The following is a 24,989-nucleotide window of genomic DNA, read 5'->3' as shown; positions in this document are numbered from 1 at the left end:
GGCGGTCCTGCGGAAATTCGGGAGGCAAAGCCTATCAAGCTTCGCGCAGGACCGTCAGTGGGCTGGCGTTGAGTGCGCGGCGAGTGCCCATCACGCCAGCGGTACCCACCAGCACGGCGCCCAGCAGCGGCAGCATCAGCAGCCAGGGATGGGGTTGCCAGCTGAGGTCGAAGGCGAAGCGGTAGAGCAGGGCGCTGACCAGTTCGCAGCCGAGCGCCGCCAGCACGCCGCTGCAAGCGCCGAGCAGGGCGAACTCGGCGCGCCGCGCCTTCATCAGCAGCTGGCGCTCGGCGCCGAGGGCACGCAGCAGCGCGCCCTGACGGATGCGTTCGTCCAGGGTGGATTGCAAGCCGGCGAACAACACGGCCAGGCCCGCTGCAAGCACGAAGAGCAGCACGAACTCCACGGCCAGGGTGACCTGGGCGAGTATGCTGCGCAGCTGCGCCAGGATCGCCTCCACCTGCAGCAGCGTGACCGCCGGGAAAGCGCGGGACAACTCCACCAGTTCGCGGTCATGGCGCGGCGGCAGGTAGAAACTGGTGAGGTAGGTGACGGGAAGGTCGGCCAGGGTATCCGGGGCGAAGATCATGTAGAAGTTCGGCTGGAAGCTGTCCCAATCCACCTCGCGCAGGCTGGTTACCTGGGCGTCGCGCTGCAAGCCGCCAACGCTGAAAGTGAGCCGGTCGCCCAGCTTGAGGCCAAGGCTTTCGGCAAGCTTGGCTTCTACCGATACGCCGGGCAGTCCTCCGCCGTGGAGGTCGCTCCACCAATGTCCGGCCACGAGGCGATTGTCGCTGGGCAGCTGGGCGGACCACGTCAGGCTAAGGTCGCGCTGAACCGCGCGTTCGCCCTGGGAGTCCTTGCTCACCAGTTGGCGCACGGCCTCGCCATTGATCGCGGTGAGACGGCCGGGCACCACCGGGTAGAGCGGTGCGGGATGGGGCGACAGACTGGCGAGGCGGCTGGCGAAGGCGTCTTTCTCGGCCGGCAGTACATTGAGGGCGAAATGGTTGGGGGCGTTCTCCGGTAACTGGTTCTGCCAGGTGTCCAGCAGCTCCCCGCGCAGCAGCGCGATCAGTGCCATGGCCAGCAGGATCAGGCCGAAGGCAAGGGATTGTCCGGCCGCCGCCAGTGGGTGGCGCAGCAGTTGGCCGAGGCCCAGGCGCCAGGGCAGGGCGGCGCTGGCCAGGAGCCGGCGCAGGCCTTTCAGTCCGGCCAGTAGTGCGCCACCCAGAAGCAGGGCCGCGATCAGGCCGCCGCCGAGCAGGGCGAGGGTCAGTTTCAGGTCCAGGCTCAGGCGCCACATGATCAGCCCGAGGGCCAGCAGCGCGGCTCCATATATAAGCCAGGCGCTGGGTGGCAGTGGCAGCAGATCGCGGCGAAGGACTCGCAGTGGCGGCACCCGGCCCAGCGCAGCCAGGGGGGGCAGGGCGAATCCGGCCAGGGCCAGCAGGCCGGTGGCGATACCCGCCAGCGCCGGTACCAGTCCGCCGGACGGAATCACTGCCGGGAGCAATCCTCCCAGCAGTTTGAACAGGACCGCTTGAGCGAGCCAGCCGAGAACCACGCCCAGGGCGCTGGCCAGCAGCCCGAGCAGCGCCAGCTGCATGCCAAATAGAAAGAGGGCTTCGCGACGGGACAGGCCGAGACAGCGCAGCAGGGCGCTGGCGTCGTAGCGGCGCGCGGCGAAGCGCGCGGCGGAGAGGGCGACCGCGACGCCCGCGAGCAGTACGGCGGCGAGGCTGGCCAGGTTCAGGTAGCGTTCGGCGCGACCGAGGGCGCCGCCGATCTGGCGATTGCCCTGGCGGGCGTCTTCCAGACGCTGGCTGGCTTCCAGGCCGGGTTCGATCAGTGCCCGGTACTGGTTCAGGGCTTCGTTGGGGCCACTCCAGAGCTCGCGGTAGCGCACACGGCTGCCGGGCTGCACCACGCCGGTGGCTTCGAGGTCACCCCGGCTGATCAGCACTCGTGGGGTGAGACTGTAGAAGTCGCCGGCGCGGTCCGGCTCGTAAGTGAGCACGCGGGTCAGGCGCAGGGTCTTCTGCCCGACGTCGATGCTGTCGCCGGGCTTGAGATCCAGTGTTGCGAACAGTCGCGCTTCGGCCCAGGCTTCGCCCGGTTTCGGGCCACTGCCAACGGTTTCCTCGCCATAGGGCTGGGCGGCACTCTTGAGTTCGCCGCGCAGTGGATAGGCGGGGTCGACCGCCTTGACGCTGGAGAGCTGGATGCCGTTGTCGGCGGCGATCACGCTGGAGAACTCCACGGCGCTGGAGTGCTTCAGGCCGAGTTGACGCCCGCGATCGAGCTGCTCCGCGCTGGCCGGAGACGAACCGCTCAGCAGCAGGTCCGCGCCGAGGAATTCAGTGGCGCGCAGCAACATGGCGGCGTTGAGACGGGCACTGAAGTAGCCGATTGCACTGCTGGCGGCGACGGCGACCAACAGGGAAAAGAACAGCACCCGTAACTCGCCGCTGTGGGTGTCGCGCCACAATTGGCGGGCAGCCATTGCCAGCAGGCGGGCAAGGGGAAGGCGTCCCATCAGGGTTCCACCTGGTCGACGAGACGGCCACCTTCAAGGCGGATCAGGCGCCGGCAGCGATGAGCCAGGCGCTCGTCGTGGGTTACCAGAACCAGGGTGGTGCCGCGCTCCTGGTTGAGCTGGAAGAGCAGGTCGCTTATGCGCTCGCCTGTGTGGCTGTCGAGGTTGCCGGTAGGCTCGTCGGCGAACAGCACGTCGGGTTCGGCGGCAAAGGCGCGGGCAATGGCGACGCGTTGCTGCTCGCCACCGGAGAGTTGGCGCGGATAGTGGCTGAGGCGCTGACCCAGGCCGACCCGATCCAGCAGTTGGCGGGCGCGGGCGCGGGCGTCGCGGTGGCCCTCCAGCTCCAGGGGCAGCATGACGTTTTCCAGGGCATTGAGGTTGTCCAGCAGCTGGAATGACTGGAAGACGAAGCCGACGTGTTCGGCACGGACCCGGGCGCGCTGGTCCTCATCCAGGCTCGACAGGGCGCGGCCGGCCAGGTGCACTTCGCCCGCGCTGGGCAGGTCGAGGCCGGCGAGCAGGCCGAGGAGGGTGGATTTGCCGGACCCGGAGCTGCCGACGATGGCCAGGCTGTCGCCTTTGCCAAGGTTGAGGGAGAGGTCGTGAAGGATGATCAGCTCGCCTTCCGCGCTGGGAACCACTTTGCTAAGGTTCCGCGCATCGAGAATGCTTGCGCTCATGGAGAATCCAATGCGTGCCTGGTTGTTGGGCGGCTGCCTGTCACTGTTGATTCTGGCGCAGGAGGCCATGGCGGGGACCGTGCTGGTCGTCGGCGATAGTATCAGCGCCGCTTTCGGGCTGGAATCCAGCCAGGGCTGGGTCTCCCTGCTGCAAAAACGCCTGGATGAGAAGGGCTTCAAACAGCGCGTGGTGAATGCCTCGATCAGCGGCGATACCAGCGCTGGCGGGGTCTCCAGGCTTCCGAACCTGCTCGCCGAGCACAAGCCGGAGCTGGTGATCATCGAACTCGGCGGCAATGATGGATTGCGCGGTCAGCCGCCTGCGCAATTGCAACAGAATCTTGCCAGCATGATCGACAGCTCCAAGGCGCAGGGGGCGTCGGTCCTGCTGCTTGGCATGCGTCTGCCACCCAATTACGGGGCGCGTTACACCACGGCTTTCGCCAACGTCTTCAGTAACCTGGCCGCCGAGAAACAGGTGCCGCTGGTGCCGTTCTTTCTCGAAGGTGTGGGTGGCGTGCCGGGGATGATGCAGTCCGATGGCCTGCATCCGGCGTTGCAGGCCCAGCCGAAGTTGCTGGACAACGTCTGGCCGACCCTGGAACCCATGCTCTGACGCTTTTCCCGAGGCCCGCTTTCGGCTAATGTTGCGCACCCTCCCTGGAGTCCTCCATGCCGCGCCCCGTCTGGTCCCTGTTTGGCTACAAAGTGATTGAGCCCGACGAGCAACTCGACCTGTTCGCATGCCGCGAAGTGCGCCTGCACCTGGTGGCTCGCCAGCTGGAACTGGGTGGATTCGCCGACCGGACCCTCTGTGGTGGCCTGCTGCCAGCCCAGCCCCGCTGGAGTAATCTGGAGCAGGGCCTGTTGCGTGACCGTCGCCTGTGCACCAACTGCCGCTCGACCCTCGAGGCCCAGCGTCAGGGGCAGCACTCGGTCTGGTCGGGAGCCTGAGGGCTCCCGACACGGCTCGCGCCAGTGTAGAATTCCGAGTCTTTCAATCAGTCAGTTTGTCAAGGATTCCCGGATGTTGCCGCGCTTTACAGCCGTCGCCCGCTCCCTGTCGTTAGCATCCCTGCTGGTGGCGGGGCCCGTCGCAGCCCTCGAGCTGCCCCTGCCTCCGCCCGGCGAAGACATCGTCGGCCAGGTCCAGGTGATCAAGGCCAAGTACGAAGACACCTTCGCCGATATCGGTGTCGCCAATGACCTGGGCTACCTGGAGATGGTCGCCGCCAACCCCGGCGTCGATCCCTGGCTCCCGGGCGTTGGCACCGAGATCATCCTGCCGACCCGCTACATCCTGCCGCCGGGTCCGCGCGAGGGTATCGTGATCAACCTCGCCGAGTACCGGATGTACTACTTCCCGAAAGGGCAGAATGTGGTTCATACCTACCCGCTGGGTATCGGTCGTGAAGGTTGGGGTTCGCCCATCGCGCACACCACCATCACTGCCAAGACTTCCAATCCGGCCTGGTATCCCCCGAAGTCGATCCGCGAAGAGCATGCCGCCGACGGCGATCCGCTGCCCACCGTGGTGCCGCCGGGTCCGGACAACCCCCTTGGTCCATTCAAGTTCAACCTGGGCGTGCCGGGTTACCTGATTCACGGCTCGAACAAGAAGTTCGGCATCGGCATGCGCGTCAGCCACGGCTGCTTCCGTATGCTGAACAACAACGTGCTGGCCCTGGCGGCGATGGCGCCGGTAGGTACTTCGGTGCGCATCGTCAACGAGCCCTACAAGTTTGGCGTCAGCGGCGGCAAGGTCTACCTGGAAGCCCACGCGCCGCTGGATGACAATGGCGACCCGTCGGTGGTGGACAAGCACACTGCCGTGATCAATGCGCTGCTCAAGCGTGAAGAGCTGGTGAATACCATCCGGCTGGACTGGGATGTGGTGCGCGAAGTAGTTGCAGCTGAAGACGGCCTGCCGGTGGAAATCGCCGAGCCCAACTCCGCAGTTGCGGCGACTGTGCCCAATACTGAGCTCTGATCGAACTCCTGCTTCAACGAAGCCCGCTGAGCGATTCGCCAGCGGGCTTTTTCTTTTGCCTGCAACATGGCGTTCATGTAACTCGGAGAGGGAGGCCGGGTCGATTGAAGAGCGTGGTGGAAAATGGCGGGCAATAAAAAAGCCGACCCGTTTGACCGGGTCGGCTTAATAGCCAGAAGGCTATTACTTGCGGCTGGCTTTTTCCAGCATGCGCAGGGCGCGCTCGTTAGCCTCGTCAGCGGTCTGCTGGGCTTTCTGAGCGGCGGCCAGAGCTTCGTCAGCCTTGCGGTAGGCTTCGTCAGCACGAGCCTGAGCGCGAGCAGCTGCGTCTTCAGTAGCAGTCAGACGAGCTTCGGTTTCTTTGGATACGCTGCTGCAACCGGTGGCCAGAACTGCGGCCAGAGCCAGAGCAGAGAATTTCAGAACGTTGTTCATCGTGTTCCCCTTAAGGTGGACATTTCCATAAAGCAATTCCCCGAGCTTGGGAAATTAGCCGGCGTACATACTACCCATAACTTGTAGTAAGTAAACTGACCTTGTGCAAGGCAGGCACATTTTTTTCAGCTTGCCGGCTAGTTCACGAGCAAATAACGAGGTCGCTGATCAAAAAATGGCCAGACTGATTGTTCTTTGATCAGTCGAGTAAGCAAGTGTAGGCCCACGCCGGTCATGTGCGCGGATTCCTCACCATCTTCGGACAGGCGTTACTCCGACCCGAGTACGGATGTTGCCCGCGCTAAAAAAATGCTTGGAAAAGGGAACTTTTTCAGGGATTCGTAAAATATCTTCGCCCATTCAAAGTGTCCGCGTGGTTGTGATTGCTGCCCACTGATAAGCTTGCGCTGCTTCCGATATCCAAGGCGAAGCGCAGACTTCAAGGACGTCACTATGTCGAAGATTCTCAAGTGGGGATTGCTCGCGGTTCTGGCCGTCGGGTTGATCATCAAGTTGTCGCTCTGGTGGTCGGTCAGATCGATCATGGATGACGCTATCAGCAAGTTGTCGCCGGTGATGGATGTCACCTATGGCGGGATTACTTCTTCTTTCGATGGCCGGGTCGGCCTGGAGAACCTCCAGATTCGTATTCCCGCCATTGGCGATAGCCTGGGCGTGCAGCGAGCCGAACTGAAGTTCAAGGGGCTGGGCGAACTCCTCAGCTTCAAGGAGCGCCTTGCCGAGGGCAAGTTTCCCGAACAGATGGCGTTGAGCCTGAAGGGCATTGCCCTGGAAGTGCACGGGCCATTCATGCAGCAGCTCTACAACACGCCGCCTGAACGCAGCCTGTTCACGGCAATGAGCGAAGTGGCCTGCGGCACTGTGCGCAACATTGGCACCGACGAACTTCTGGAGATGGGCTACCGCACCCTGGAAACGGATGCGGAGTTCTCTTACCTGTTCCAGCCGGGCGCGCAGAAACTCAATCTGAACCTGACTTCCGATACCCGCGACATGGGTGAAGTGCGCCTCAGCCTGTCCTTGTCTAACATGCCAGAGACACCGGGCGATCTGCAGGTGAATCCGCCGCACATGTCCAGCGTGATCTTCGAGCTGAACGACAACCAGTATCAGCGCAAGATCCAGCAGTTCTGCGCGGGCAAGCTCGGCCAGTCGCCTGAGGAGTACCTGAAAACCGCAGTGCGGAAGTTCGATACCGTGCTGCGCAGCCAGAAGATCGCACTGGCGCAGCCGATGCTCGATGCCTACGGCCGCTATCTGAAGGACCCGCAGTCGCTGCGGGTGGAGCTGATGCCAAGCGAAGGCATGGCGTGGGATGGCTTGCAGTTCTTCGAGCCCAAGGACGTGATGTCCATGTTGCGTCCGGCGGTGCTGGTGAACCAGGAGCTGGTGCAGTCGGTCGAATTTGCCTGGGTCGATCCGATGGTGGCACGAAACGAACCTGTCGGTCTCGAGAGAGTCACGGCGACCCAGGAAAACGAAGAAGACGGACGTGCCGTGCAGCAGTATGAGTTCGTCAATGTTGCCGATCTGCCGGGATATGCCGGCAAGCGTCTGCAGTTCATCACCTTCGATGGCGCCTATTACCAGGGTGTATTACACAAGGTGGAGAACGGAAAGGCGTATCTCAGCGTGCAATTCGGTTCCGGCACGGCAGAGATGTTCCTTCGGCTGGAAAAGATAGATAAGGTACGGGTAAGGTTTTAGACCCCCTCAGAGGAGTAGTGATGAGCGAGGCAATGTCCATCCACCATGACCAGGCAGGTCATCAGTTCGAGACCACCGTGGACGGTCATCGTGCATACCTGGCCTATATGGACCTGGGTAAACAGACGCTGGACATCTATCGCACTTTCGTGCCGAACGTCCTGCGTGGTCGCGGGATCGCGGCAGCACTGACTGAGTCCGCCCTGGAATATGCCGAGGACAATGGTTACACCGTGATCCCGTCCTGCTCCTACGTCGAGCGCTACATCGAGCGTCGCCAGCGCCAGTCGCAACATAGCGCCTGAGCGGACGCACAATGAAAAACGCCGGGCAATTGCCCGGCGTTCTCGTTTCTGGCTGTCAATCAGCGCTGGCGCTTGGGCAGTACGTCCTTGAGCTTGGCGTGCATGCTGCGCAGTGCTTTCTCGGTGGTATCCCAGTCGATGCAGGCATCGGTGATGGAAACGCCGTACTTGAGCTGGTCGAGATCTTTCGGAATCGACTGGTTGCCCCAGCCCAGGTGGCTTTCCACCATCAGGCCGACGATGGAGTTGTTGCCTTCCAGGATCTGGTTGGCGACGTTGTCCATGACCAGGGGCTGCAGGGCCGGGTCCTTGTTGGAGTTGGCGTGGCTGCAGTCGACCATGATGTTCGGGCGGATGCCGGCCTTGGTCAGCTCTTGTTCGCAGATGGCGACGCTGACCGAGTCGTAGTTCGGCTTGCCGTTGCCACCGCGCAGCACCACGTGGCCGTAGGCGTTGCCCTTGGTGGTGACGATGGACACGCCACCTTCCTGGTTGATGCCGAGGAAGCGGTGCGGGCTGGAGACTGACTGCAGGGCGTTGATCGCCACGGTCAGGCTACCGTCGGTGCCGTTCTTGAAGCCGACCGCGGAAGACAGGCCGGAAGCCATTTCGCGGTGGGTCTGGGATTCGGTGGTGCGGGCGCCGATGGCCGACCAGCTGATCAGGTCCTGCAGGTATTGCGGGGAGATCGGGTCCAGGGCCTCGGTGGCGGTGGGCAGGCCTTTCTCGGCCAGGTCACGCAGCAACTGGCGGCCGATGTGCAGGCCGTCCTGGATCTTGAAGGAGTCATCCAGGTAGGGGTCGTTGATCAGGCCTTTCCAGCCGACAGTGGTGCGCGGCTTCTCGAAGTACACGCGCATCACCAGGAAGAGGGTATCGGACAGCTCAGCGGCCAGCCCTTTCAGGCGGTCGGCGTACTCGTGAGCGGCCTTGATGTCGTGGATGGAGCAGGGGCCCACGACCACGAACAGGCGATGGTCCTTGCCATCGAGGATATTGCGGACCACCTGGCGGCCGTTGGCGACGGTGCCCAGGGCTTCATCGGTCAGGGGAATTTCGCGCTTCAACTGCTCCGGCGTGATCAGGGTCTCGTTGGAGGCAACGTTAAGGTCGTCGATCTGTAAATCAGCCATCGTGCTTTTCATCGGTCAGGGTCGTCAGGTCACGGGTGCCGGCCGCCAGCGATCCCCGTTTGGCGGAGAGCACAGCAGTAAAAACGCAGCGGGGACGGGAACCTTAACGCTTTCCACGCAACCTCGACAATGGCGAATGCGTGCGTAGAACGTGGAATTTGCACGATTTCAGACCGGGGCGAAGTCCGCCGCGTGGAGGGCGATCCATTCCTGCGCCACCTCTTCCGGTACCAGGGCGTGGCCGACGACATCTTCCTGCTGCTTGCGGTACTGCTCGATCAGGCAGATTTGCTCCACCATGCGTGCGCGGAACATGTTCTCTTCGTCGGTGAAAGCGATGCCGATCATGTAGTCGTGCGTTTCCTTGCGGCACCAGGCCACGGTTCCTGAGAAGCGTGCCTGCTCGCCGAGCAGAGGGATGCACAGTTCTATGGCGGTGCCGCGCCGAAACGCGCGGGCGGAGTTGCACGCCACCCCTCCCAGGCTGATATCGTGCAGCCGCTGCAGGGGCAGGTGCCTGCCCTTGCGCGGAACCAGCTCCACGGGCATTTCCGTGGGGTGACGCAGGAACTGACGCATGACCGCGAACTCCCGGAGCCTCGAATCCGGCATTGCCCAAGACACTATAGTGCCCGAGGTGGAATTGTCCGACCTGGATGCCGACCACCGTCTGCTCGAGCTTCCCGGCACTTCCCTGGTGATCTTCACGAGCACGGGCTGTGCCAGTTGTCGCTGGGCCCGTGAGCATCTGCCGGGCGCGGGCCTGCCAGTGGAACGATTGTGCTGGATAGATGCCGGCAATAATGGTGGGCTGGTGCAGCGCTATGAGGTATTCCACCTCCCTGCGTTGTTCGTGGTCCGAAATGGCGATTTCCATGGCGCGCTGCATTCCAGCCTGCGGCGCGATGATCTGATTCAAGCCCTGGACCGGGCGCTGGCCCGGCCGGCAGAGGAGCTTCCCTAGATGAATTCAAGCAAACCACGCATCGGCATCATCGGTACCGGTGCCATCGGCGGCTTTTATGGCGTGATGCTGGCCCGTGCCGGCTTCGACGTGCATTTCCTGCTGCGCAGCGAGTACGACGCCGTGGCCGCACGCGGCCTGCAGCTGAACAGCGTGGTGCACGGTGCCCAGGCACTGTTCCCGGCCCAGGCCTACCGCGACGTTGCCGACATGCCGCCCTGCGACTGGCTGCTGGTGGGGGCCAAGACCACCAGCAACGCCGCGCTGGCACCGGTGATTGCCCAGGCCGCGGCACCCGGTGCCAAGGTGGTCCTGCTGCAGAACGGCCTGGCCGTGGAGGATGAGCTGCGTCCGCTGCTGCCCGAGACCCTGCATCTGCTCGGTGGGCTCTGCTACATCTGCGTGCACCGCTCGGCGCCAGGGGTGATCGAGCATCAGTCCCTGGGAGCGGTGAACCTCGGCTATCACTCCGGCCCGGCCGGTGATGACGTGGAGCGGCAAGCGCTGGCGGAGGAGGGCTCGGCCATGTTCAAGTCGGCTGGCATCGATTCGGCCGCAGTCGCCAACCTGGATCAGGCGCGCTGGCAGAAGCTGGTGTGGAACGTGCCTTACAACGGCCTGTCGGTGCTGCTGAATGCCGGCACCACCGCGCTCATGGGGAACGCCGATATCCGCGAGCTGATCCAGGCCATCATGCAGGAAGTGGTGGATGCCGCCACCGCCGTCGGCCATCGCATTCCGGACAACTTCGCCGCCAAGCTGCTGGCTTCCACCGACCGCATGCCCGATTACCTGCCGAGCATGTACCACGACTTCGTGCAGAAGCGCCCGCTGGAGCTCGGTGCCATCTACGAGGCCGCGCTGGCTGCTGCCGCTGCGGCAGGCTTCGAGATGCCGCGCATTCGCGCGCTCTACCAGGCGCTACGCTTCATCGACGCGCGCAACCAGGGCTGAGAGGCAAACCTCCATGGGCAAGGGATTGGGTGACAAGCTGGTATTGGCGATTTCGTCGCGGGCGCTGTTCGATCTGGACGAAAGTCACCGGGTCTACGAGGCGGAAGGCATAGAAGCCTACCGCCAGTACCAGATCGAGCACGAGGACGAGGTGCTGGAGCCCGGTGATGCCTATCCGCTGGTGGAAAAACTGCTGGGCCTGAACGAACAGCTCGGCCAGCCGCGGGTGGAGGTCATCCTGGTGTCGCGCAACAGCGCCGACACCGGCCTGCGGGCGTTCAATTCCATCCAGCACTATGGCCTTGGCATCTCCCGCGCGGCTTTCGTTGGCGGGCGCAGCCCGGAACCCTATCTGCGTGCGTTCGGTTGCCACCTGTTCCTGTCCACTCACGCCGAAGACGTGCGCCGGGCCCTGCAGAGCGGCTTTGCCTCCGCCACCATTCTTTCCGGCGGTCCGCGCCGGGCGGCGAGCAATGAATTACGCATCGCCTTCGATGGCGATGCGGTGCTCTTTTCCGATCATTCCGAGCGCATCTACCAGACCGGTGGCCTCGAGGCTTTCCAGGCCCACGAGCGCGACTCGGCCCGCGAACCGCTGGATGGCGGCCCCTTCAAACCCTTCCTCTCGGCGCTGAACCGGCTGCAGCAGGAGTTCCCGCCCGATGCCTGCCCGATCCGCACGGCGTTGGTGACCGCGCGCTCGGCGCCGGCCCACGAGCGGGTCATCCGCACCCTGCGCGAGTGGGATATCCGACTGGACGAGTCCTTCTTCCTTGGTGGGCTGGAAAAGGCCTCGATCCTCGAGACTTTCGGTGCGGATGTGTTCTTCGACGATCAGGCCGGGCACTGCGAAAAAGCCCGCGACGTAGTGGCTACCGGGCACGTGCCCCATGGCGTAAGCAACGAATCGCAGTTGTGACTAAGCTCTGGTGAGGCCAGCCATGCAAGGCGGTAGGAGGCCTCATGATTCGTTCCATTCTCTATGCCACGGACCTCGGTCTCTATGCTCCCTACGTACTGCAACACGCTCTGTCCCTCGCCAGGGCCTACAACGCCCAACTCTATGTAGTGCACGCGGTCGAACCGCTAGGCCTGTTCGCCGAGTCGGTGCTGCAGACCTATCTCGATGACGACACTCTGAAAGAACTGCGTGCCAAGGGGCTGGGCACCGTCATGTCGAGCATCGAGCAAAGGGTGCTGGAGGGCTTTCGCGACGAAATGGGCGAAGCTGTCCAGGACCTCGACATGATTCGCGCCGTACGGGTGGTCCAGGGCGATCCGCCGCTGGTCATCCTCGAAGAAGTGCAAAAGCTTTCGGTGGACCTGCTCGTGGTGGGGAGCCACAGCCACGGGACGCCGCTGGAGACTCCGCTTGGCCGCACCGCGGCGCGCCTTGTGCAGTTATCCGAGGTGCCGGTGTATCTGGTGCCGATGCTCCAGCATCGTGGGCGCAACGACTTCTGACCGCCGCTGGTCGCACGTTGGGCAAAGCAGAAAAAAACGTCTAGTTTTATTCAGCAAACCATTAATATGGTTATAAACGCCGTCGACATCCTGCGGCGTAATCGCTTTGAGGATTGCCTATGAAGCTCCAGCAATTGCGCTACATCTGGGAAGTGGCGCACCACGACCTCAACGTGTCCGCCACTGCGCAAAGTCTCTATACGTCGCAGCCGGGCATCAGCAAGCAGATTCGTTTGCTGGAAGACGAACTGGGCGTCGAAGTCTTCGCCCGCAGCGGCAAGCACCTCACCCGTGTCACCCCCGCCGGCGAGCGCATCATCACCACCGCAGGCGAAATCCTGCGCAAGGTCGAGAGCATCAAGCAGATCGCCCAGGAGTTCTCCAACGAGAAGAAGGGCACCCTGTCCATCGCCACCACCCACACCCAGGCGCGCTATGCGCTGCCACCGGTGATCGGCAATTTCATCAAGCAATACCCCGACGTCTCTCTGCACATGCACCAGGGTACCCCGATGCAGATCGCGGAAATGGCTGCTGACGGCACCGTCGACTTCGCCATCGCGACAGAAGCACTGGAGCTCTTCGGTGATCTGGTGATGATGCCGTGCTATCGCTGGAACCGCTGCGTCATCGTTCCTCAGGGGCACCCGCTGGCCAAGCTGCCCAAGCTGACCCTCGAAGCCCTGGCCGAGCATCCCATCGTCACCTACGTATTCGGTTTCACCGGCCGTTCCAAGCTGGACGAAGCCTTCAGCCACCGTGGCCTGACCCCGAAAGTGGTGTTCACCGCCGCCGATGCCGACGTGATCAAGACGTACGTGCGGCTGGGGCTGGGTGTGGGCATCGTGGCCAAGATGGCGGTGGACGCCAAGCTCGACAGTGACCTGGTGGTACTGGATGCCAGCGAACTGTTCGAAGCCAGCGTGACCAAGATCGGTTTCCGCCGTGGCACCTTCCTGCGCGGATTCATGTGCGACTTCATCGAGAAATTCGCCCCGCACCTGACCCGCGATGTCCAGGCCAAGGCCGTGCAGTGCCACAACAAGGCCGAGCTGGATGACCTGTTCCATGACGTGGAGCTGCCCACCTACTGACTGGCATCCCAAAGAAAAGCCCGGCAAATGCCGGGCTTTTCTTTTGCGCTTTCGTAGGGGGGGCGGAGTGGGGCGATACCCATCGCAACCACTGGCCTTTGGGGTTGGCCGCTTCGCGAATGAGTTCGCTCCCACATGGGTGGGATTCAGAGCCGATCCAGGCCGTCGCGATTGGCCAGGTTCCTGAGTTGACCCACTTCCTCGCTCGCGGGCGCAGCGGCGGGGGAGAGTGGCTTCAAAACGTTGCGGACGAAGGCGAGGAACACGGTGTAGACCTGCTCGCGGCCATCGTCGTCACGCACCACGAAGAAAGGTGCGGTATCCACGCCGTAATGCTGCGCCGCCATCCAGCCGGCGCTGGCCGGGTTGCGCTCGTCGGCCACGAGGATGCGGTCGATCCGCCCCAGGTGGCCGTCGCGCTCCAGCCGTTCCATCACATCCTGGCATTTGCGGCAGTCCTGGCCATCGGCCAGGACTTTCTTCACCAGGGTGATGCGCATGGCTCAAGCCTTGCTGATCAGGTTGCCGGCGTGCAGGCCGCATTCCTTCTGGGTGGCTTCTTCCCACCACCAGCGGCCTTCACGCTCGTGCTGGTTCGGCAGCACCGGGCGGGTGCAGGGTTCGCAGCCGATGCTGATGAAACCGCGCTCATGCAGCGGGTTGTAGGGAATCTCCAGCATGCGGATATAGGCCCAGACTTCCTCGCTGGTCATCTGCGCCAGCGGGTTGAACTTGTACAGCGGCTTGTCCGGGGTGGAGAAGGCGCCATCCACTTCCAGCACCGCCACCTGCGAACGGGTGCCCGGGCTCTGGTCGCGGCGCTGGCCGGTGGCCCAGGCGGTCACGGTAGCGAGTTTGCGCCGCAGCGGTTCGATCTTGCGGATGCCGCAGCATTCGCCGTGACCGTCCTTGAAGAAGCTGAACAGGCCCTTTTCCTTGACGAAGGGCTCCAGCAGGCGCGGGTCCGGCGACAGCACCTCGATGGCGATGCCGTAGTGCTCGCGCACCTGCTCGATGAAACGGTAGGTCTCCGGGTGCAGGCGGCCGGTATCCAGGCTGAACACCTTGACGTTCTTGTTCAGTTTCCAGGCCATGTCCACCAGCACCACGTCTTCGGCGCCGCTGAAGGAAATCCACAGTTCGTCGCCGAAATGCTCGAAGGCGAGCTTGAGGATGTCCTGGGGGGACTTGCTGGCATAGCTCGCCGCCAGCTCGGCGACGTCGAAGGGTTGGCTCATCAGGCAGGCTTCCTTATAGGAGTTGGCGCTGGGCGCGCTCTATGGCGCGCATCTTAGCAAAGGGCGGATATGCCACTAAATAACCTTGAGGAAGCACCACTGCTGTTTCTGGGTATAAGCATCGCATTGCGTGGTACCGGGCGAGCGGCTAGAGTGCCGCCTCCAATCAAAAAAGCCATGCGGGGAAATTGCTCGTGGAAATCGCCTGTCTCGACCTTGAAGGTGTATTGGTTCCGGAAATCTGGATCGCCTTTGCGGAAAAAACCGGAATCGAAGCGCTGAAGGCGACCACCCGGGACATCCCGGACTACGACGTGCTGATGAAGCAGCGCCTGCGCATCCTCGACGAGCATGGCCTGAAGCTGTCCGATATCCAGGAAGTGATCGCCACCCTGAAGCCCCTGGATGGCGCCGTCGAGTTCGTCGACTGGCTGCGTGAGCGCTTCCAGGTAGTCATCCTTTCCGACACCTTCTACGAATTCTCCCAGCCGCTGATGCGCCAACTGGGCTTCCCGACGCTGCTCTGCCACCGCCTGATCACCGATGACACTGATCGCGTGGTGGGCTATCAGCTGCGCCAGAAGGACCCCAAGCGTCAGTCCGTGATCGCCTTCAAGAGCCTCTACTACCGCGTGATCGCCGCCGGCGACTCCTACAACGACACCACCATGCTCAGCGAAGCCCATGCCGGCATCCTGTTCCATGCCCCGGAAAACGTGATTCGCGAATTCCCGCAGTTCCCGGCGGTGCATACCTACGAAGACCTCAAGCGCGAGTTCATCAAGGCCTCCAGCCGTCAGCTGAGCCTCTGAGCCTACCGCCCTTGAAAAAGCCCGCGAAAGCGGGCTTTTTTTGCTCCCCTCTCCCTCTGGGAGCTGGGCTGGAGGGGTTGTCTCCCGGCTCGGCGATCCATTTCGCGAATGAATTCGCTCCCACACGGTTTTACTCGCCCATTCCCTCCAGCGTCTGCATCAGCACCTTCACCTTGGTGATGGACTCCCGGTACTCCTCCTGCCAGTCGGAGTCGGCGACTATGCCGCCGCCACCCCAGCAACTGGCCTGTCCGTCCTTCACCAGCACGGTGCGGATGGCGATGGAGCTGTCGAGCTCGCCGCGCACGTCCAGGTAGAGGAGGGAGCCGCAGTAGATCGAGCGGCGGTTGGGTTCCAGCTCGTCGATGATCTGCATGGCGCGAATCTTCGGTGCGCCGGTGATCGAGCCGCCGGGGAAGCTGCCGGTAATCAGGTCCAGCGCGTCCTTGTCGTCGGCCAGGCGACCGGTGATGGCGCTCACCAGGTGATGCACGTTGGGGTAGCTTTCCAGCGCGAACAGTTCGGGCACCCGCACCGAGCCGATGGCGCAGCTGCGCCCCAGGTCGTTGCGCAGCAGGTCCACGATCATCAGGTTCTCGGCGCGGTCCTTGCGGCTGGCCAGCAGCTCGTCGGCCTGGGCGCGGTCTTCTTCGGGGGTGCGACCGCGCGGCCGGGTGCCCTTGATCGGACGGGTTTCCACCTGGCCCTGGCTGACCTTGATGAAGCGTTCCGGCGACAGGCTGAGAATGGCGCCGCCGTCATCCAGGGCCTGGTAGCCGGCGAAAGGGGTCGGACAGGCCAGGCGCAGAGCCTGGTAAGCGGTCCAGGGGTCACCCTCGCAGGGCGCCTGGAAGCGCTGGGTGAAGTTCACCTGGTAGCAATCGCCGGCCTGGATGTACGCCTGCACCCGCTCGATGGCGCTGTTGTAGCGCTCTTTCGTCAGGTTGGCGCTGAACGGCGCCCGCAGGCGGAAGGGGGCGGACGGCGGCGGCTCCGGCTCGCTGAACAGGGTGATCAGGCGGGCGCGCTCGGCGTCTTCGAGGCTGGGGTGGAACACCAGTTGGCTGGTGCGCAACTGGTGGTCGCTGACCAGCGCCCAGGCATAGAGGCCCAGTCGAGCATCCGGCAGTTGCAGGTCGTCGATGGCCTGTTCCGGCAACTGCTCCACCCGACGGCCGAAGTCATAGGACAGGTAGCCGATCAGTCCGCCGACGAACGGCAGCTCGATTCCCGCGGGAAGACCGGCTTCGCCAAGGCTGGCCAGAGCCTTCCGCAGGCGCTGGGCGAAATCGTTGGCCGATTCGCCCGGCATCGCTGCAAATGCTGCCAATGGCCAGGCGCTGAATAGGTCATAGCGTCCACGCTCGGCGACCGGGCGGCCAGCGTCCAGCAGCACGGCGCCCGGCGCTTGGCGCACCAGGGCGAAGCGTTCGCAGGGAGATTCTTGATAGGGAAGGACGTGTAGATGGCAGTCAGGCATAGGGGCGGCGCGGGCAGGATGCAGGAGCGGATTCTAGTCTGCCTGTAGTGTCGATCCTAGAGCCTTTTCTGACGTTTACGTAGGAAAAGCATTCTGTTACTTATGTACCAATCCCACGGAGATGTACCTCCGATCCACAACGATAACGACATAAGGGATTCAGGCAGTGGACGCAGTTCTCAACCCCGCAGCCGGTAGCCGCCAGCGCTCCAAGCTCGTAACACCCCAGGCATCCGCCGATTACCTGCCCAGGTCCCAGGTTCAGGCCGCCCTGGCCGCTCATCCCCATGCTCGCCTGCTGCTGTTCTCGGCCCCCGCCGGGTTCGGCAAGACCACCGCCCTTGCGGCCCTGGCCGAGCAGCGCCGCACCGCCGGGAGCGCAGTGGCCTGGTTCTCCCTGGAGGCCGAGGACGACGACCCCGCGCGTTTTTTCCTGCAACTGCTCAAGACCCTCGGCGAAGCCGCGCCGGGCCTTGGCGACTACGCCCGTGGCTACCTGCAGAACACCATGCAGGTGCCGGTCAACGCCGTGCTGGAAAGCCTGCTGGTGGACCTCGCCCGGCACAACGGTTCGCTCCTGCTGGTGCTGGACGACCTGCACCTGCTGAAAGACCCGGAACTCTTTTCCGCCCTCGGCCGCCTGGTGCGCCTGGCTCCGGCCACCTTCACCCTGGCGGTCGGCAGCCGCTCCCTGCCGCCGCTGAACCTGGCCACCCTGCGCGCCAAGGGCTGGCTGCTGGAAATCGGCCTCGACGAGCTGCGCCTGTCGGCCGAGGAAACCCGCGACTACCTGGCCCGCACCGGCCTGCAGCTGGATGATGCCGTACTGGCGGCACTTCACAGCCATACCGAAGGGTGGGCGATAGGCGTGCAGCTGGCGAGCCTGTGGCTGCGCCACCAGCCCCAGGCCAGCGAACAGATGGAATGCCTGGGCAGCGACCAGGCCACCGTGGGCCAGTACCTGCTGTCCAGCGTCTTCGAACACCTGCCCGCCGATCTGCAGGACGCCCTGCTGGCCCTGGGCATCGCCAGCCAGCTCAGCGGCGACCTGGCCAACGCCCTGACCGGTCGCCACGACGGCCAGGCCCTGCTGGAGCGGCTGGAAACCCTGCAGCTGTTCCTCCTGCCGCTGGATCGCGAGCGCCAGTGGTATCGCTTCCACCACCTGTTCGCCGATTTCCTCCGTAGCCGGCTCAAGGCCCGTGATCCGGAGCGCCTGAAGCAACTGCACTTCAATGCCAGCCTCTGGTTCACCAACCATCACATGCAGAACCTCGCCATCGAGCACGCCAGCCTGGCCGAGGACCCGGAGATGCTCGCGGCGCTGGTGGACGGCTGCGGCCTGGAACTGATCAACCGTGGCCAGTTGAACAAGATCTATCGCTGGCGGCAGAAGGTGCCGGACGAGATCGCCGAGCGTTATCCGACCCTGGTGCTGGCCGACGTCTGGAACCGCGCCACGGAAATGGCCCTGCCCGAAGCCAACCAGATGCTCGACGAGCTGCTGGCGCGCTGGGGCACCGCCCGTGCCGAGACCCAGCTCAGTGACAAGTACCTGGCCACCCTGGCGGTGAAGGCCGCCCTTGCCCTGCAGAAGGACGACCTCGAACTCTGCGTGTCCATCGCGCGGCGGGTCGAGGCCCAGCTCGGGCGCAACCAGGCCTTCCTCGAAGTGGCCATCCTGGTGATCGGCGCCATGGCGCTGGTGACCCTTGCCCAGCCCGACCAGGCGCGGCGCCTGCTGGCCTTGGCGCAGCAGCGCAACCACTTCCTCGAAGGCCGCTACCTGGACATGCAGCTGGCCAACGTGGAAATCCTCCTCGCCCTGGAGCAGGGCCAGGTGAAGCAGGCACAGATGCTCTTCGACCAGATGCGCTCCCAGGTCATGCCGCACCTGGGCGAGAAGTCCCGTGCCATGGCGCTGCCGGTCATCGTCGAGGCCCTCATCGCCTATCAGCAGGGGCGACTCGACGGTCTGGAAGAGCGCCTTGGAGCGGCCCTGACCCATATCGACGTCATCCGTCCGATCGACATCTATGCCCAGGGCATGCTGTTCCTCGCACGCATCCAGCGCATGCAGGACAAGCCCAAGGAAGCCCAGGCCACCCTGGTGCTGATGCAGAATCTCGCCGCGCGCAACCAGTCCTGGCGCTTCTACGCGCGGGCGGTAGCCGACGAGATTTCGCTGACGCTCCAGGAGCCCGGCACGGACCGCATCAAACGGGCCGAACAGCGCTTCAAGGGGGTGGACTGGAACAAGCTGGCCAGCGGCAGTACCCACCAAGGCGCCAATTCGGCGCTCTGGGTGCAGGGCCTGATCCGCGTGCGCCTGCAGCAGGCCCGTGGCCACTTCAGCGAAGCCCTGCACGAAATCACCCAGCTGCGCGGCAAGCTCCAGCCCAACTGGCACGGCTTGCAGCGCCTGCGCCTGGACCTGCTGGCGGCCCTCAGCTACCAGCGGCTGGGCTACCAGGAGCGGGCCCACAGCCTGCTGGTGCAATGTCTGCTCAGCGCCGAGCGCGAAGGTGTGCGCAGCCTGTTCATCGAAGAGGGCGAGGCGATTCGCCAGTTGCTCCAGCAGCTGGAGTCGGCCGAGCGCCAGCCCGCTCTGCAGGGGTTCATCCGCGACCTGCTGGCCTCCTGGCCGGGGCAGGAGGCGCGCAAATCCCTGGACGTGCTCGAAGAGGGCCTCACCGACCGTGAGCGCGAAGTGGTCTGCCTGGCCGCCAAGGGACTTTCCAACGAAGAGATCGGTCAGCAGCTGGCCCTGGCGCTGGGGACCGTCAAATGGCACCTGCACAACATCTACGAAAAGCTCAAGGTGCGTAACCGGACCCAGGCGATCCGGCGTGCCCGCGAGCTGGGGCTGCTCGAACCATGACCGACCTCTGCCTGTCACGTCCGCACCAGATTCCCCTGTTGCGCACCAAGCTGTTCCCGGCCGACGCCGGCGGCCGTCCGGTGTTGCCGCGTCGCGCCCTGATCGAGCGCCTGAAGCTCGCCCGCCAGCGCCGTGTGCTGGTCCTCAGCGCTCCGGCCGGGTTCGGCAAGAGCACCGTGCTCAGCCTGTTCCGCCAGCAGCTGCAGGCCGACGGCGCGCACGTCGCCTGGCTGTCCTGCGATGAGGCCGACAGCGAGCCGCTGCGCCTGCTGCAATACCTGGTCGCTGCCGTCGATGCTTGCTTGCCCGGCTTCGGCGGCAATACCGTCGGGCTGCTGCAAGGCGAGATGAACTGGCCCATAGAAGCGGTGATCGACGCCTTCATCGGCGACCTCAAGCGCATCGACGGCGACCTCTACCTGATGCTCGATGACTTCCATCGCATCCGCCATGTCGCCCTGGATCAGGGCGCGCGCTATCTCATCGAGAACCTGCCGGCCAACGTCCACCTGGTCAGCAGCACCCGCTTCACGCCGCGCATGCTGTTCAGCGAGTCGGAGTCGCTGCTGCTGAAGGCGGAAGACCTGCGCCTGACCCTCGACGAGACCGGAGCCTACTTCCGCGAAGTGCGTCAGCTGCCGCTGTCCGACGGCGAAGTGCGCCTGCTGCACGCCCGCACCGAAGGTTGGATCACCGCCCTGCACCTGGCGAGCCTGGCGCTGGCCCGGCACCCGGACCGCGCGGCCTTCCTCGCCAGCCTGAGCGGTACCGAGCGCAATATCGCCGACTACCTGACCGAGGATGTGCTCGACAGCCTGCCGCAGCCGCTGCAGCAGTTCCTCGACCAGACCTCGGTGCTGGACGATTTCTGCGCCGACCTCTGCAACGCCCTGACCGGGCGCCGCGATGGCCTCGACATGCTGATGCGCTTGCAGCGCGAGCAACTCTTCATCATTCCCCTTGACGAGCAGGGCGAGTGGTTCCGCTACCATCACCTGTTCGCCGAATTCCTCCAGGGCCGGCTGGCGCGACAGACCGACCCGGCGACCTTGCTGCACGCCGCCGCCCGCTGGTGCGAAGCCCACGACATGCCCGACCGCGCCATCAAGTACGCCCTGCGCGGCCGCGACTTCGCCTTCGCCGCCGAGATGCTGGAACGCCAGGGTGCGCGCCTGATCGCCGGCAACCGCGTGTACGGCATTCTCTCGATGCTCAAGGAAGTACCTTCCGAGGTCATTCGCGAGCATCCGGTGTTCCAGATCTTCTATGCCTGGCAACTGGCCTTCGAGCAGCGTTTCGCCGAGTCCGAGGCGCTGATCGAGGAAGTCAGCACACGCCTGCTGCAAGGGCGTGGCAAGGTGATCCACTTCGGCCTCGGCGAGTTGCTGGCGGCCTCCCAGGTGCTCAAGGCCCTGGTGATGCTCTATCAGGACAAGCTCGAAGCCTGCCTCAAGGTCGCGCGCCAGTGGCTCGCCATGGTGCCGGACAACCAGCCGGTGTTCCGCGCCAGCCTGGCCTGTGTGCAGGCGGCGGCCTATGCGCTGATGGGTGAATTCGGCGAAGCCGCCAAGGCCATAGCCGTCGCACGCGACAACCTCAAGCTGGCGGACAGCGAATACCTGCACGTCATGACCAGCCTGATCGAGGCCTTGATCTGCAAGGAAAGTGGCGAGCTGGAACGCGGCCGCGCCATCGCCGAGACCGCCCGCGCGCGGGTGGAGCGGGTGTTCGGCCGGCGCAGCCGGGTGGGCGGACCCTTGGCCCTGGCTTATGCCGATCTCTTGTACGAGCAGGACCGCCAGGCGGCGATCCTCGCCGAACTGCCGCTTGCCACCACCTGGCGTGATGTGGCGACCCCGGTGGAACTGATCAGCCGCGGCCAGTTGGTGATGGCGCGGGCGCGCTTTTTCGCAGGCGAAGCGGAGCAGGCGCTGGTCCAGCTCGACGAATGGTTGGCTGGTCTCCAGGGCGCGGGCTATGAACGGGTCTTCGCCCATGGCATGGCGTGCAAGGTGCAGTTCCTGCTCTGGTTGCGCCGGCCCAATGAGGCCGAGCGCATCTGCCTGCAGCTGCAGCAGCACCTGTCCGTGCTGCCGCTGGCGCGCTACGCCGATGCTCACACGGTGCTGGCCCTCACCGAAGCGCGCCTCGCACTGACCGAGCGGCGTCCCGAACGGGCCCAGGCCAGCCTGGAGAATTGCCTGGTACGGCAGCAGGACGAGCACCAGCGTGACCGGCGCCTGCGCCTGTCGCTGTTACTTTCTGTGGCGTATTGGCGCAAAGGTAACAGCGAAAAGGCCTTCAACCTGTTCCAGAACACCCTGGAAGAGGCCTGGAATCGCGGCTATCGCCGGCTGTTCCAGGACGATGCGTTGTGGCTGCTGCCGCTCTGGGATGCCTGGCGCACCGCCGAGCCCAAGCGCGCCGGCGCCTGGCAAGGGGTGGCCGAGAGCCTGCGCGAGCAGTGTCGCCGGCTCTCCGTTGATCCTGAAACTTTCGATGAAAATCAAGATGTTAGCCACCGTGAGCGGGAGATCCTGCGCTACGTCGCGGCCGGACTTTCCAACCGCGACATCGCCCAGGCCGTGCACCTGTCGGAGGCCACCATCAAGTGGCACCTGCACAACCTGTTCGCCAAGCTCGGGGTGCGTAGCCGCACCCAGGCGGTACTGAAAGGCAAGAGCATGGGCCTGTTGAGCGAGGCCTGAGGTGGGGAGCCCAGCTGCCCTCCATCCCTTGGATGGGCTGGCAGCGGGGGAGGGGCTCAGTAGTTTTGTTCCCAGATCGAGAAGCATGGTGCTTCACGAATCCTCGCCGGATGCACTTAGGGAAGCAGTGTCCGGCCTGGAGATCGGCGTGAGCCGGTCCAACTGCCGATGACAGGAGTCGACGGCAGGCCCTGGGGCAACCCACCTGTGAACTTTGGAGATAAAAAGAATGAAAAGCTTCAAACAACTGGCTCTGGCCGCAGCTGTACTCGCCGCTCCGTTCATGGCCCAGGCCGACCTCAAGGCCATGGACGATTCCGCTCTGTCCGGTGTGACCGGTCAGGACGGCATCAGCATCTCCGGTAGCTTCAACGGCTCCATCGGCAGCATCGTCTACACCGACTCCGAAACCACTGGTGGCACCACCACCGCTGGCAGCCTGCGTCTGGAAACCGTGTCCTTCACCGGCTTCGACATCCTCGACAGTGACCCGCTGAAGATCGACGTGATCGACGGTGGCGCCGGTGGCAACGACAAGCTGCAGATCAGCCTGCCGGCAATCACCGGCCAGCTGTCGGTCGGCGCTATCCGCGTCGGCGACTCCAGCGCCGCCAGCATCGGTTCCCTGGCCATCAACAACATGAACATGTCCGGTTCCACCATCAAGGTCTGGGGTCACTGACAGACGCGTTCATCCTGTAATCCGGAAAGCCCCGCCGACCCCGTCGGCGGGGCCTTTCCCCGCAAAGAGTCGAGAAGTCGGAACGGCAATGATCGAAATCCTGGTTGGCAGTTTGCTCGGTCTGTTCGGCTTCACCCAGGCGGTGGACACCAAGCCGCAACCGCAAGGGGCGGTGAACATCAGCCAGCCCCTTTCGCCCAACGGCCCGTATCGCGAAACGGCCGTGGTCGAGCCGATGAGCCAGCTGCAGTTCCGCAACGTCATTCGCCAGGCCTACGACTACAGCTGCGGCTCCGCTGCGCTGACCTCGCTGCTGGACTATTACCTGGGTCGCAACCTGGAAGAACGCCAGGTGATGGAAGGCCTGCTGCGCTATGGCGAAGCCGACAAGATCGTCGAGCGCCGTGGCTTTTCGCTGTTGGACATGAAGCGTTTCGTCGGCGCCCTGGGTTACAAGAGTGGCGGCTTCCGTGCCGAGTTCGCCGACCTCGACGCCCTTGAGCATCCGGCCATCGTTCCGATCCACTACGGCGGTTTCAAGCATTTCGTGGTGGTGCGCGACGTCTACAACGACCACGTGTTCGTCGCGGACCCCGCACTGGGCAACATCAGTTTCACCCGTGCCCGTTTCGAGGAGATCTGGGACCAGAACGTCCTTTTCGTGATCTTTCCCACGGGCAATGAACCACAGAACGCCATGGCCCTCACCGAGCGCGACCTGCGCCTGGTGGACGATCGCATCGTCAGCCTGCTGGCGTTCCAGGAGTTTCCGCAGATCACCAAATTCACCCAGAACGAAATCGACGAACTGGGTTCGGGGGGCGATATCCGCTACATCCGTCGCAAGTGACACCCGCTCATAACAAGAAAGACCTGGGGATTGCACCATGGGACCAAGGGAATACGCATGGCTGGCCATGCTGGTGCTTTGTACCAGTCTGCCGCTGCACGCCGAGGAAACCTCGGTGGACGATGCGCGTGACGCGCTGAGCAAGAAGGACGACGACGCCGACAGCGCCAAGGCGCTGGAAGAAGTGTTCCAGGCCTCCGAGAAGAGCTACACGCTGCTGAAGAAAGGCGAGCGCACGCTCACCTACGGTTTCGACTACTCGCTGGTACGCGACACCCAGATCGAGACCTTCCGTACCGGCCAGAACGTCTACAGCGTGCTCAGCCAGAGCGAGGCCCAGCACACCTTCACCAACTCCTTCACCTTCGACTACGGGGTGTGGGACAACCTGACCTTCAGCGTGCGCCTGCCGTTCGTGGCCAAGTACGACACCGAGCGCGACCTGAACGTCTACAGCCTCGGCGACATTTCCGCGTCGCTGCGCTGGCAACCCTGGGCGTCCACCCGCGGCCGCCCGGTCACCACGCTGTTCGCCACCCTCGGCCTGCCCACCGGCGAGAGCCCCTACGACATCAACTCGGAGAATGATCTCTCCACCGGTAACGGCTACTACAGCCTCGGCGTGGGCGCCAACATGTCCTACGTGATAGACCCGGTCGTGCTGTTCGGCTCGGTGGGGTACACCTACAACATGCCGGTGCACGACATCCACCAGATGCGCGGCGGGCGCATCCTGCAGGACGTGGAGCCGGGCGACACCATCAACTTCAGCATGGGCTTCGCCTATGCGCTGTCCTACGACGTGTCCCTGGCCACCTCCTACCAGATGGCGTACACGACCAAGCCGACCTACAAGTTCGGCGACGTGAATCTGGAGGGGACCGAGCAGACCAGTTCGATCATGAACTTCTCCCTCGGCCTGCGAACGTCGCCGGACTACATCGTCAACGTCAACGCCGGCTTCGGCATGACCGAGGATTCGCCCGACGTGCTCCTGGGGCTTTCCGTTCCCCTCGACATCAAAGGCCTCAAGGCCCAGTAACCGACGA

The 24,989-nt window shown here is 64.0% G+C and carries 24 protein-coding genes; 16 read left to right on the top strand and 8 right to left on the bottom strand.

All coding sequences use genetic code 11. The features are described from left to right. Nucleotides 1-34: 34 nt before the first annotated feature. Nucleotides 35-2,539, bottom strand: coding sequence for an ABC transporter permease (locus FXN65_RS16645; RefSeq protein WP_151134455.1), 2,505 nt, complete (start codon nt 2,537-2,539; stop codon nt 35-37). Then, nucleotides 2,539-3,222 carry an ABC transporter ATP-binding protein gene (locus FXN65_RS16640; protein WP_151134453.1) on the bottom strand — a complete coding sequence of 228 codons (684 nt, stop codon included), beginning with the start codon at nt 3,220-3,222 and terminating at the stop codon, nt 2,539-2,541. Before FXN65_RS16640 ends, FXN65_RS16645 begins: the two co-directional genes overlap by 1 nt. A 10-nt stretch (nt 3,223-3,232) precedes the next feature. Here FXN65_RS16640 and FXN65_RS16635 point away from each other — a divergent pair, with 10 nt between their 5' ends. From FXN65_RS16635 to FXN65_RS16625, 3 genes are all read left to right on the top strand, one after another. Beyond that, entirely contained in the window at nt 3,233-3,838 is a 606-nt protein-coding gene (locus tag FXN65_RS16635; protein WP_151134450.1) for an arylesterase, read from the top strand. 56 nt (nt 3,839-3,894) lie between these two features. After that, the gene (locus FXN65_RS16630; RefSeq protein WP_151134447.1) at nt 3,895-4,176 is read left to right on the top strand and encodes a hypothetical protein; all 282 of its coding nucleotides are present in this window, start codon (nt 3,895-3,897) and stop codon (nt 4,174-4,176) included. A 73-nt stretch (nt 4,177-4,249) separates the two neighbouring features. Next, entirely contained in the window at nt 4,250-5,212 is a 963-nt protein-coding gene (locus tag FXN65_RS16625; RefSeq protein ID WP_151134444.1) for a L,D-transpeptidase family protein, read from the top strand. Nucleotides 5,213-5,395: 183 nt separating this feature from the next. On the opposite strand, the gene oprI is transcribed toward FXN65_RS16625, so the two are convergent. Continuing rightward, nucleotides 5,396-5,647 carry an outer membrane lipoprotei OprI gene (gene oprI, locus FXN65_RS16620; protein WP_003448337.1) on the bottom strand — a complete coding sequence of 84 codons (252 nt, stop codon included), beginning with the start codon at nt 5,645-5,647 and terminating at the stop codon, nt 5,396-5,398. A 453-nt stretch (nt 5,648-6,100) separates the two neighbouring features. Between oprI and FXN65_RS16615 the strand changes: the two genes are divergently transcribed. Together FXN65_RS16615 and FXN65_RS16610 are read left to right on the top strand one after the other, a co-directional pair. Further along, complete coding sequence (locus tag FXN65_RS16615; protein ID WP_151134441.1) at nt 6,101-7,375, top strand: hypothetical protein; 1,275 nt, start codon at nt 6,101-6,103, stop codon at nt 7,373-7,375. Between the two features lie 20 nt (nt 7,376-7,395). After that, on the top strand, nt 7,396-7,680 hold the full coding sequence (locus tag FXN65_RS16610; protein WP_151134438.1) for a GNAT family N-acetyltransferase: 285 nt from the start codon (nt 7,396-7,398) through the stop codon (nt 7,678-7,680). A 59-nt stretch (nt 7,681-7,739) separates the two neighbouring features. On the opposite strand, the gene FXN65_RS16605 is transcribed toward FXN65_RS16610, so the two are convergent. Both FXN65_RS16605 and FXN65_RS16600 read right to left on the bottom strand, forming a co-directional pair. After that, nucleotides 7,740-8,813 (bottom strand): 3-deoxy-7-phosphoheptulonate synthase, encoded by a 1,074-nt coding sequence (locus tag FXN65_RS16605; protein WP_151134435.1) that lies wholly within the window; start codon nt 8,811-8,813, stop codon nt 7,740-7,742. A gap of 168 nt (nt 8,814-8,981) precedes the next feature. Further along, the gene (locus FXN65_RS16600; RefSeq protein WP_151134432.1) at nt 8,982-9,392 is read right to left on the bottom strand and encodes a PilZ domain-containing protein; all 411 of its coding nucleotides are present in this window, start codon (nt 9,390-9,392) and stop codon (nt 8,982-8,984) included. Here FXN65_RS16600 and FXN65_RS16595 point away from each other — a divergent pair. The 5 genes from FXN65_RS16595 (at nt 9,391) to cysB (ending at nt 13,289) form a co-directional block, all read left to right on the top strand. After that, on the top strand, nt 9,391-9,777 hold the full coding sequence (locus FXN65_RS16595) for a thioredoxin family protein (RefSeq protein ID WP_151134429.1): 387 nt from the start codon (nt 9,391-9,393) through the stop codon (nt 9,775-9,777). The genes FXN65_RS16600 and FXN65_RS16595 overlap by 2 nt on opposite strands. Beyond that, nucleotides 9,778-10,731 (top strand): putative 2-dehydropantoate 2-reductase, encoded by a 954-nt coding sequence (locus FXN65_RS16590; RefSeq protein WP_151134426.1) that lies wholly within the window; start codon nt 9,778-9,780, stop codon nt 10,729-10,731. A gap of 13 nt (nt 10,732-10,744) precedes the next feature. Next, entirely contained in the window at nt 10,745-11,650 is a 906-nt protein-coding gene (locus FXN65_RS16585) for a 5'-nucleotidase (protein ID WP_151134423.1), read from the top strand. Nucleotides 11,651-11,694: 44 nt separating this feature from the next. Further along, nucleotides 11,695-12,195, top strand: a complete 501-nt coding sequence (locus FXN65_RS16580; protein WP_151134420.1) for a universal stress protein — start codon at nt 11,695-11,697, stop codon at nt 12,193-12,195. Between the two features lie 119 nt (nt 12,196-12,314). After that, a complete protein-coding gene (gene cysB, locus FXN65_RS16575) occupies nt 12,315-13,289 on the top strand; it encodes an HTH-type transcriptional regulator CysB (protein ID WP_151134418.1) in 975 nt (324 codons plus the stop codon). Between the two features lie 146 nt (nt 13,290-13,435). Here cysB and FXN65_RS16570 read toward each other — a convergent pair whose 3' ends face one another. Both FXN65_RS16570 and FXN65_RS16565 read right to left on the bottom strand, forming a co-directional pair. Then, complete coding sequence (locus FXN65_RS16570; RefSeq protein WP_151134415.1) at nt 13,436-13,789, bottom strand: hypothetical protein; 354 nt, start codon at nt 13,787-13,789, stop codon at nt 13,436-13,438. 3 nt (nt 13,790-13,792) lie between these two features. Then, on the bottom strand, nt 13,793-14,527 hold the full coding sequence (locus tag FXN65_RS16565) for a phosphoadenylyl-sulfate reductase (protein WP_151134412.1): 735 nt from the start codon (nt 14,525-14,527) through the stop codon (nt 13,793-13,795). A 194-nt stretch (nt 14,528-14,721) separates the two neighbouring features. On the opposite strand from FXN65_RS16565, the gene thrH reads away from it, so the two are divergent. Next, the gene (gene thrH, locus FXN65_RS16560) at nt 14,722-15,339 is read left to right on the top strand and encodes a bifunctional phosphoserine phosphatase/homoserine phosphotransferase ThrH (protein ID WP_151134409.1); all 618 of its coding nucleotides are present in this window, start codon (nt 14,722-14,724) and stop codon (nt 15,337-15,339) included. Between the two features lie 130 nt (nt 15,340-15,469). Here thrH and pabB read toward each other — a convergent pair whose 3' ends face one another. Next, entirely contained in the window at nt 15,470-16,819 is a 1,350-nt protein-coding gene (gene pabB, locus FXN65_RS16555) for an aminodeoxychorismate synthase component I (RefSeq protein WP_151134406.1), read from the bottom strand. Between the two features lie 166 nt (nt 16,820-16,985). On the opposite strand from pabB, the gene FXN65_RS16550 reads away from it, so the two are divergent. The 5 genes from FXN65_RS16550 to FXN65_RS16530 all read left to right on the top strand — a co-directional run bounded on the left by FXN65_RS16550 (nt 16,986) and on the right by FXN65_RS16530 (nt 24,982). Then, nucleotides 16,986-19,700 carry a LuxR C-terminal-related transcriptional regulator gene (locus tag FXN65_RS16550; protein ID WP_151134403.1) on the top strand — a complete coding sequence of 905 codons (2,715 nt, stop codon included), beginning with the start codon at nt 16,986-16,988 and terminating at the stop codon, nt 19,698-19,700. Beyond that, a complete protein-coding gene (locus FXN65_RS16545; protein WP_151134400.1) occupies nt 19,697-22,408 on the top strand; it encodes a helix-turn-helix transcriptional regulator in 2,712 nt (903 codons plus the stop codon). Before FXN65_RS16550 ends, FXN65_RS16545 begins: the two co-directional genes overlap by 4 nt. A 229-nt stretch (nt 22,409-22,637) precedes the next feature. After that, a complete protein-coding gene (locus FXN65_RS16540) occupies nt 22,638-23,090 on the top strand; it encodes a DUF6160 family protein (protein WP_151134397.1) in 453 nt (150 codons plus the stop codon). A gap of 88 nt (nt 23,091-23,178) precedes the next feature. Next, nucleotides 23,179-23,940, top strand: a complete 762-nt coding sequence (locus FXN65_RS16535) for a C39 family peptidase (RefSeq protein ID WP_151134394.1) — start codon at nt 23,179-23,181, stop codon at nt 23,938-23,940. Nucleotides 23,941-23,977: 37 nt separating this feature from the next. Then, nucleotides 23,978-24,982 (top strand): transporter family protein, encoded by a 1,005-nt coding sequence (locus tag FXN65_RS16530; RefSeq protein WP_394351243.1) that lies wholly within the window; start codon nt 23,978-23,980, stop codon nt 24,980-24,982. The last annotated feature ends 7 nt before the right edge of the window (nt 24,983-24,989 follow it).

It is taken from the genome of Pseudomonas lalkuanensis, from assembly GCF_008807375.1.
Lineage (GTDB): Bacteria > Pseudomonadota > Gammaproteobacteria > Pseudomonadales > Pseudomonadaceae > Metapseudomonas > Metapseudomonas lalkuanensis.
This window is presented reverse-complemented; position numbering and strand designations above follow the sequence as displayed.

Excerpts from the sequence above, each read along its gene's own strand:
- FXN65_RS16570 (WP_151134415.1), bottom strand. The coding sequence starts at position 13,789 with ATGCGCATCACCCTGGTGAAGAAAGTCCTGGCCGATGGCCAGGACTGC.
- FXN65_RS16645 (WP_151134455.1), bottom strand. The coding sequence starts at position 2,539 with ATGGGACGCCTTCCCCTTGCCCGCCTGCTGGCAATGGCTGCCCGCCAA.
- FXN65_RS16610 (WP_151134438.1), top strand. The coding sequence starts at position 7,396 with ATGAGCGAGGCAATGTCCATCCACCATGACCAGGCAGGTCATCAGTTC.
- FXN65_RS16590 (WP_151134426.1), top strand. The coding sequence starts at position 9,778 with ATGAATTCAAGCAAACCACGCATCGGCATCATCGGTACCGGTGCCATC.
- FXN65_RS16600 (WP_151134432.1), bottom strand. The coding sequence starts at position 9,392 with ATGCGTCAGTTCCTGCGTCACCCCACGGAAATGCCCGTGGAGCTGGTT.
- cysB (WP_151134418.1), top strand. The coding sequence starts at position 12,315 with ATGAAGCTCCAGCAATTGCGCTACATCTGGGAAGTGGCGCACCACGAC.
- FXN65_RS16585 (WP_151134423.1), top strand. The coding sequence starts at position 10,745 with ATGGGCAAGGGATTGGGTGACAAGCTGGTATTGGCGATTTCGTCGCGG.
- pabB (WP_151134406.1), bottom strand. The coding sequence starts at position 16,819 with ATGCCTGACTGCCATCTACACGTCCTTCCCTATCAAGAATCTCCCTGC.
- FXN65_RS16640 (WP_151134453.1), bottom strand. The coding sequence starts at position 3,222 with ATGAGCGCAAGCATTCTCGATGCGCGGAACCTTAGCAAAGTGGTTCCC.
- FXN65_RS16630 (WP_151134447.1), top strand. The coding sequence starts at position 3,895 with ATGCCGCGCCCCGTCTGGTCCCTGTTTGGCTACAAAGTGATTGAGCCC.
- FXN65_RS16580 (WP_151134420.1), top strand. The coding sequence starts at position 11,695 with ATGATTCGTTCCATTCTCTATGCCACGGACCTCGGTCTCTATGCTCCC.
- FXN65_RS16530 (WP_394351243.1), top strand. The coding sequence starts at position 23,978 with ATGGGACCAAGGGAATACGCATGGCTGGCCATGCTGGTGCTTTGTACC.
- FXN65_RS16635 (WP_151134450.1), top strand. The coding sequence starts at position 3,233 with ATGCGTGCCTGGTTGTTGGGCGGCTGCCTGTCACTGTTGATTCTGGCG.
- FXN65_RS16545 (WP_151134400.1), top strand. The coding sequence starts at position 19,697 with ATGACCGACCTCTGCCTGTCACGTCCGCACCAGATTCCCCTGTTGCGC.
- FXN65_RS16625 (WP_151134444.1), top strand. The coding sequence starts at position 4,250 with ATGTTGCCGCGCTTTACAGCCGTCGCCCGCTCCCTGTCGTTAGCATCC.
- FXN65_RS16565 (WP_151134412.1), bottom strand. The coding sequence starts at position 14,527 with ATGAGCCAACCCTTCGACGTCGCCGAGCTGGCGGCGAGCTATGCCAGC.
- FXN65_RS16595 (WP_151134429.1), top strand. The coding sequence starts at position 9,391 with ATGACCGCGAACTCCCGGAGCCTCGAATCCGGCATTGCCCAAGACACT.
- FXN65_RS16535 (WP_151134394.1), top strand. The coding sequence starts at position 23,179 with ATGATCGAAATCCTGGTTGGCAGTTTGCTCGGTCTGTTCGGCTTCACC.
- FXN65_RS16540 (WP_151134397.1), top strand. The coding sequence starts at position 22,638 with ATGAAAAGCTTCAAACAACTGGCTCTGGCCGCAGCTGTACTCGCCGCT.
- oprI (WP_003448337.1), bottom strand. The coding sequence starts at position 5,647 with ATGAACAACGTTCTGAAATTCTCTGCTCTGGCTCTGGCCGCAGTTCTG.
- FXN65_RS16605 (WP_151134435.1), bottom strand. The coding sequence starts at position 8,813 with ATGGCTGATTTACAGATCGACGACCTTAACGTTGCCTCCAACGAGACC.
- FXN65_RS16615 (WP_151134441.1), top strand. The coding sequence starts at position 6,101 with ATGTCGAAGATTCTCAAGTGGGGATTGCTCGCGGTTCTGGCCGTCGGG.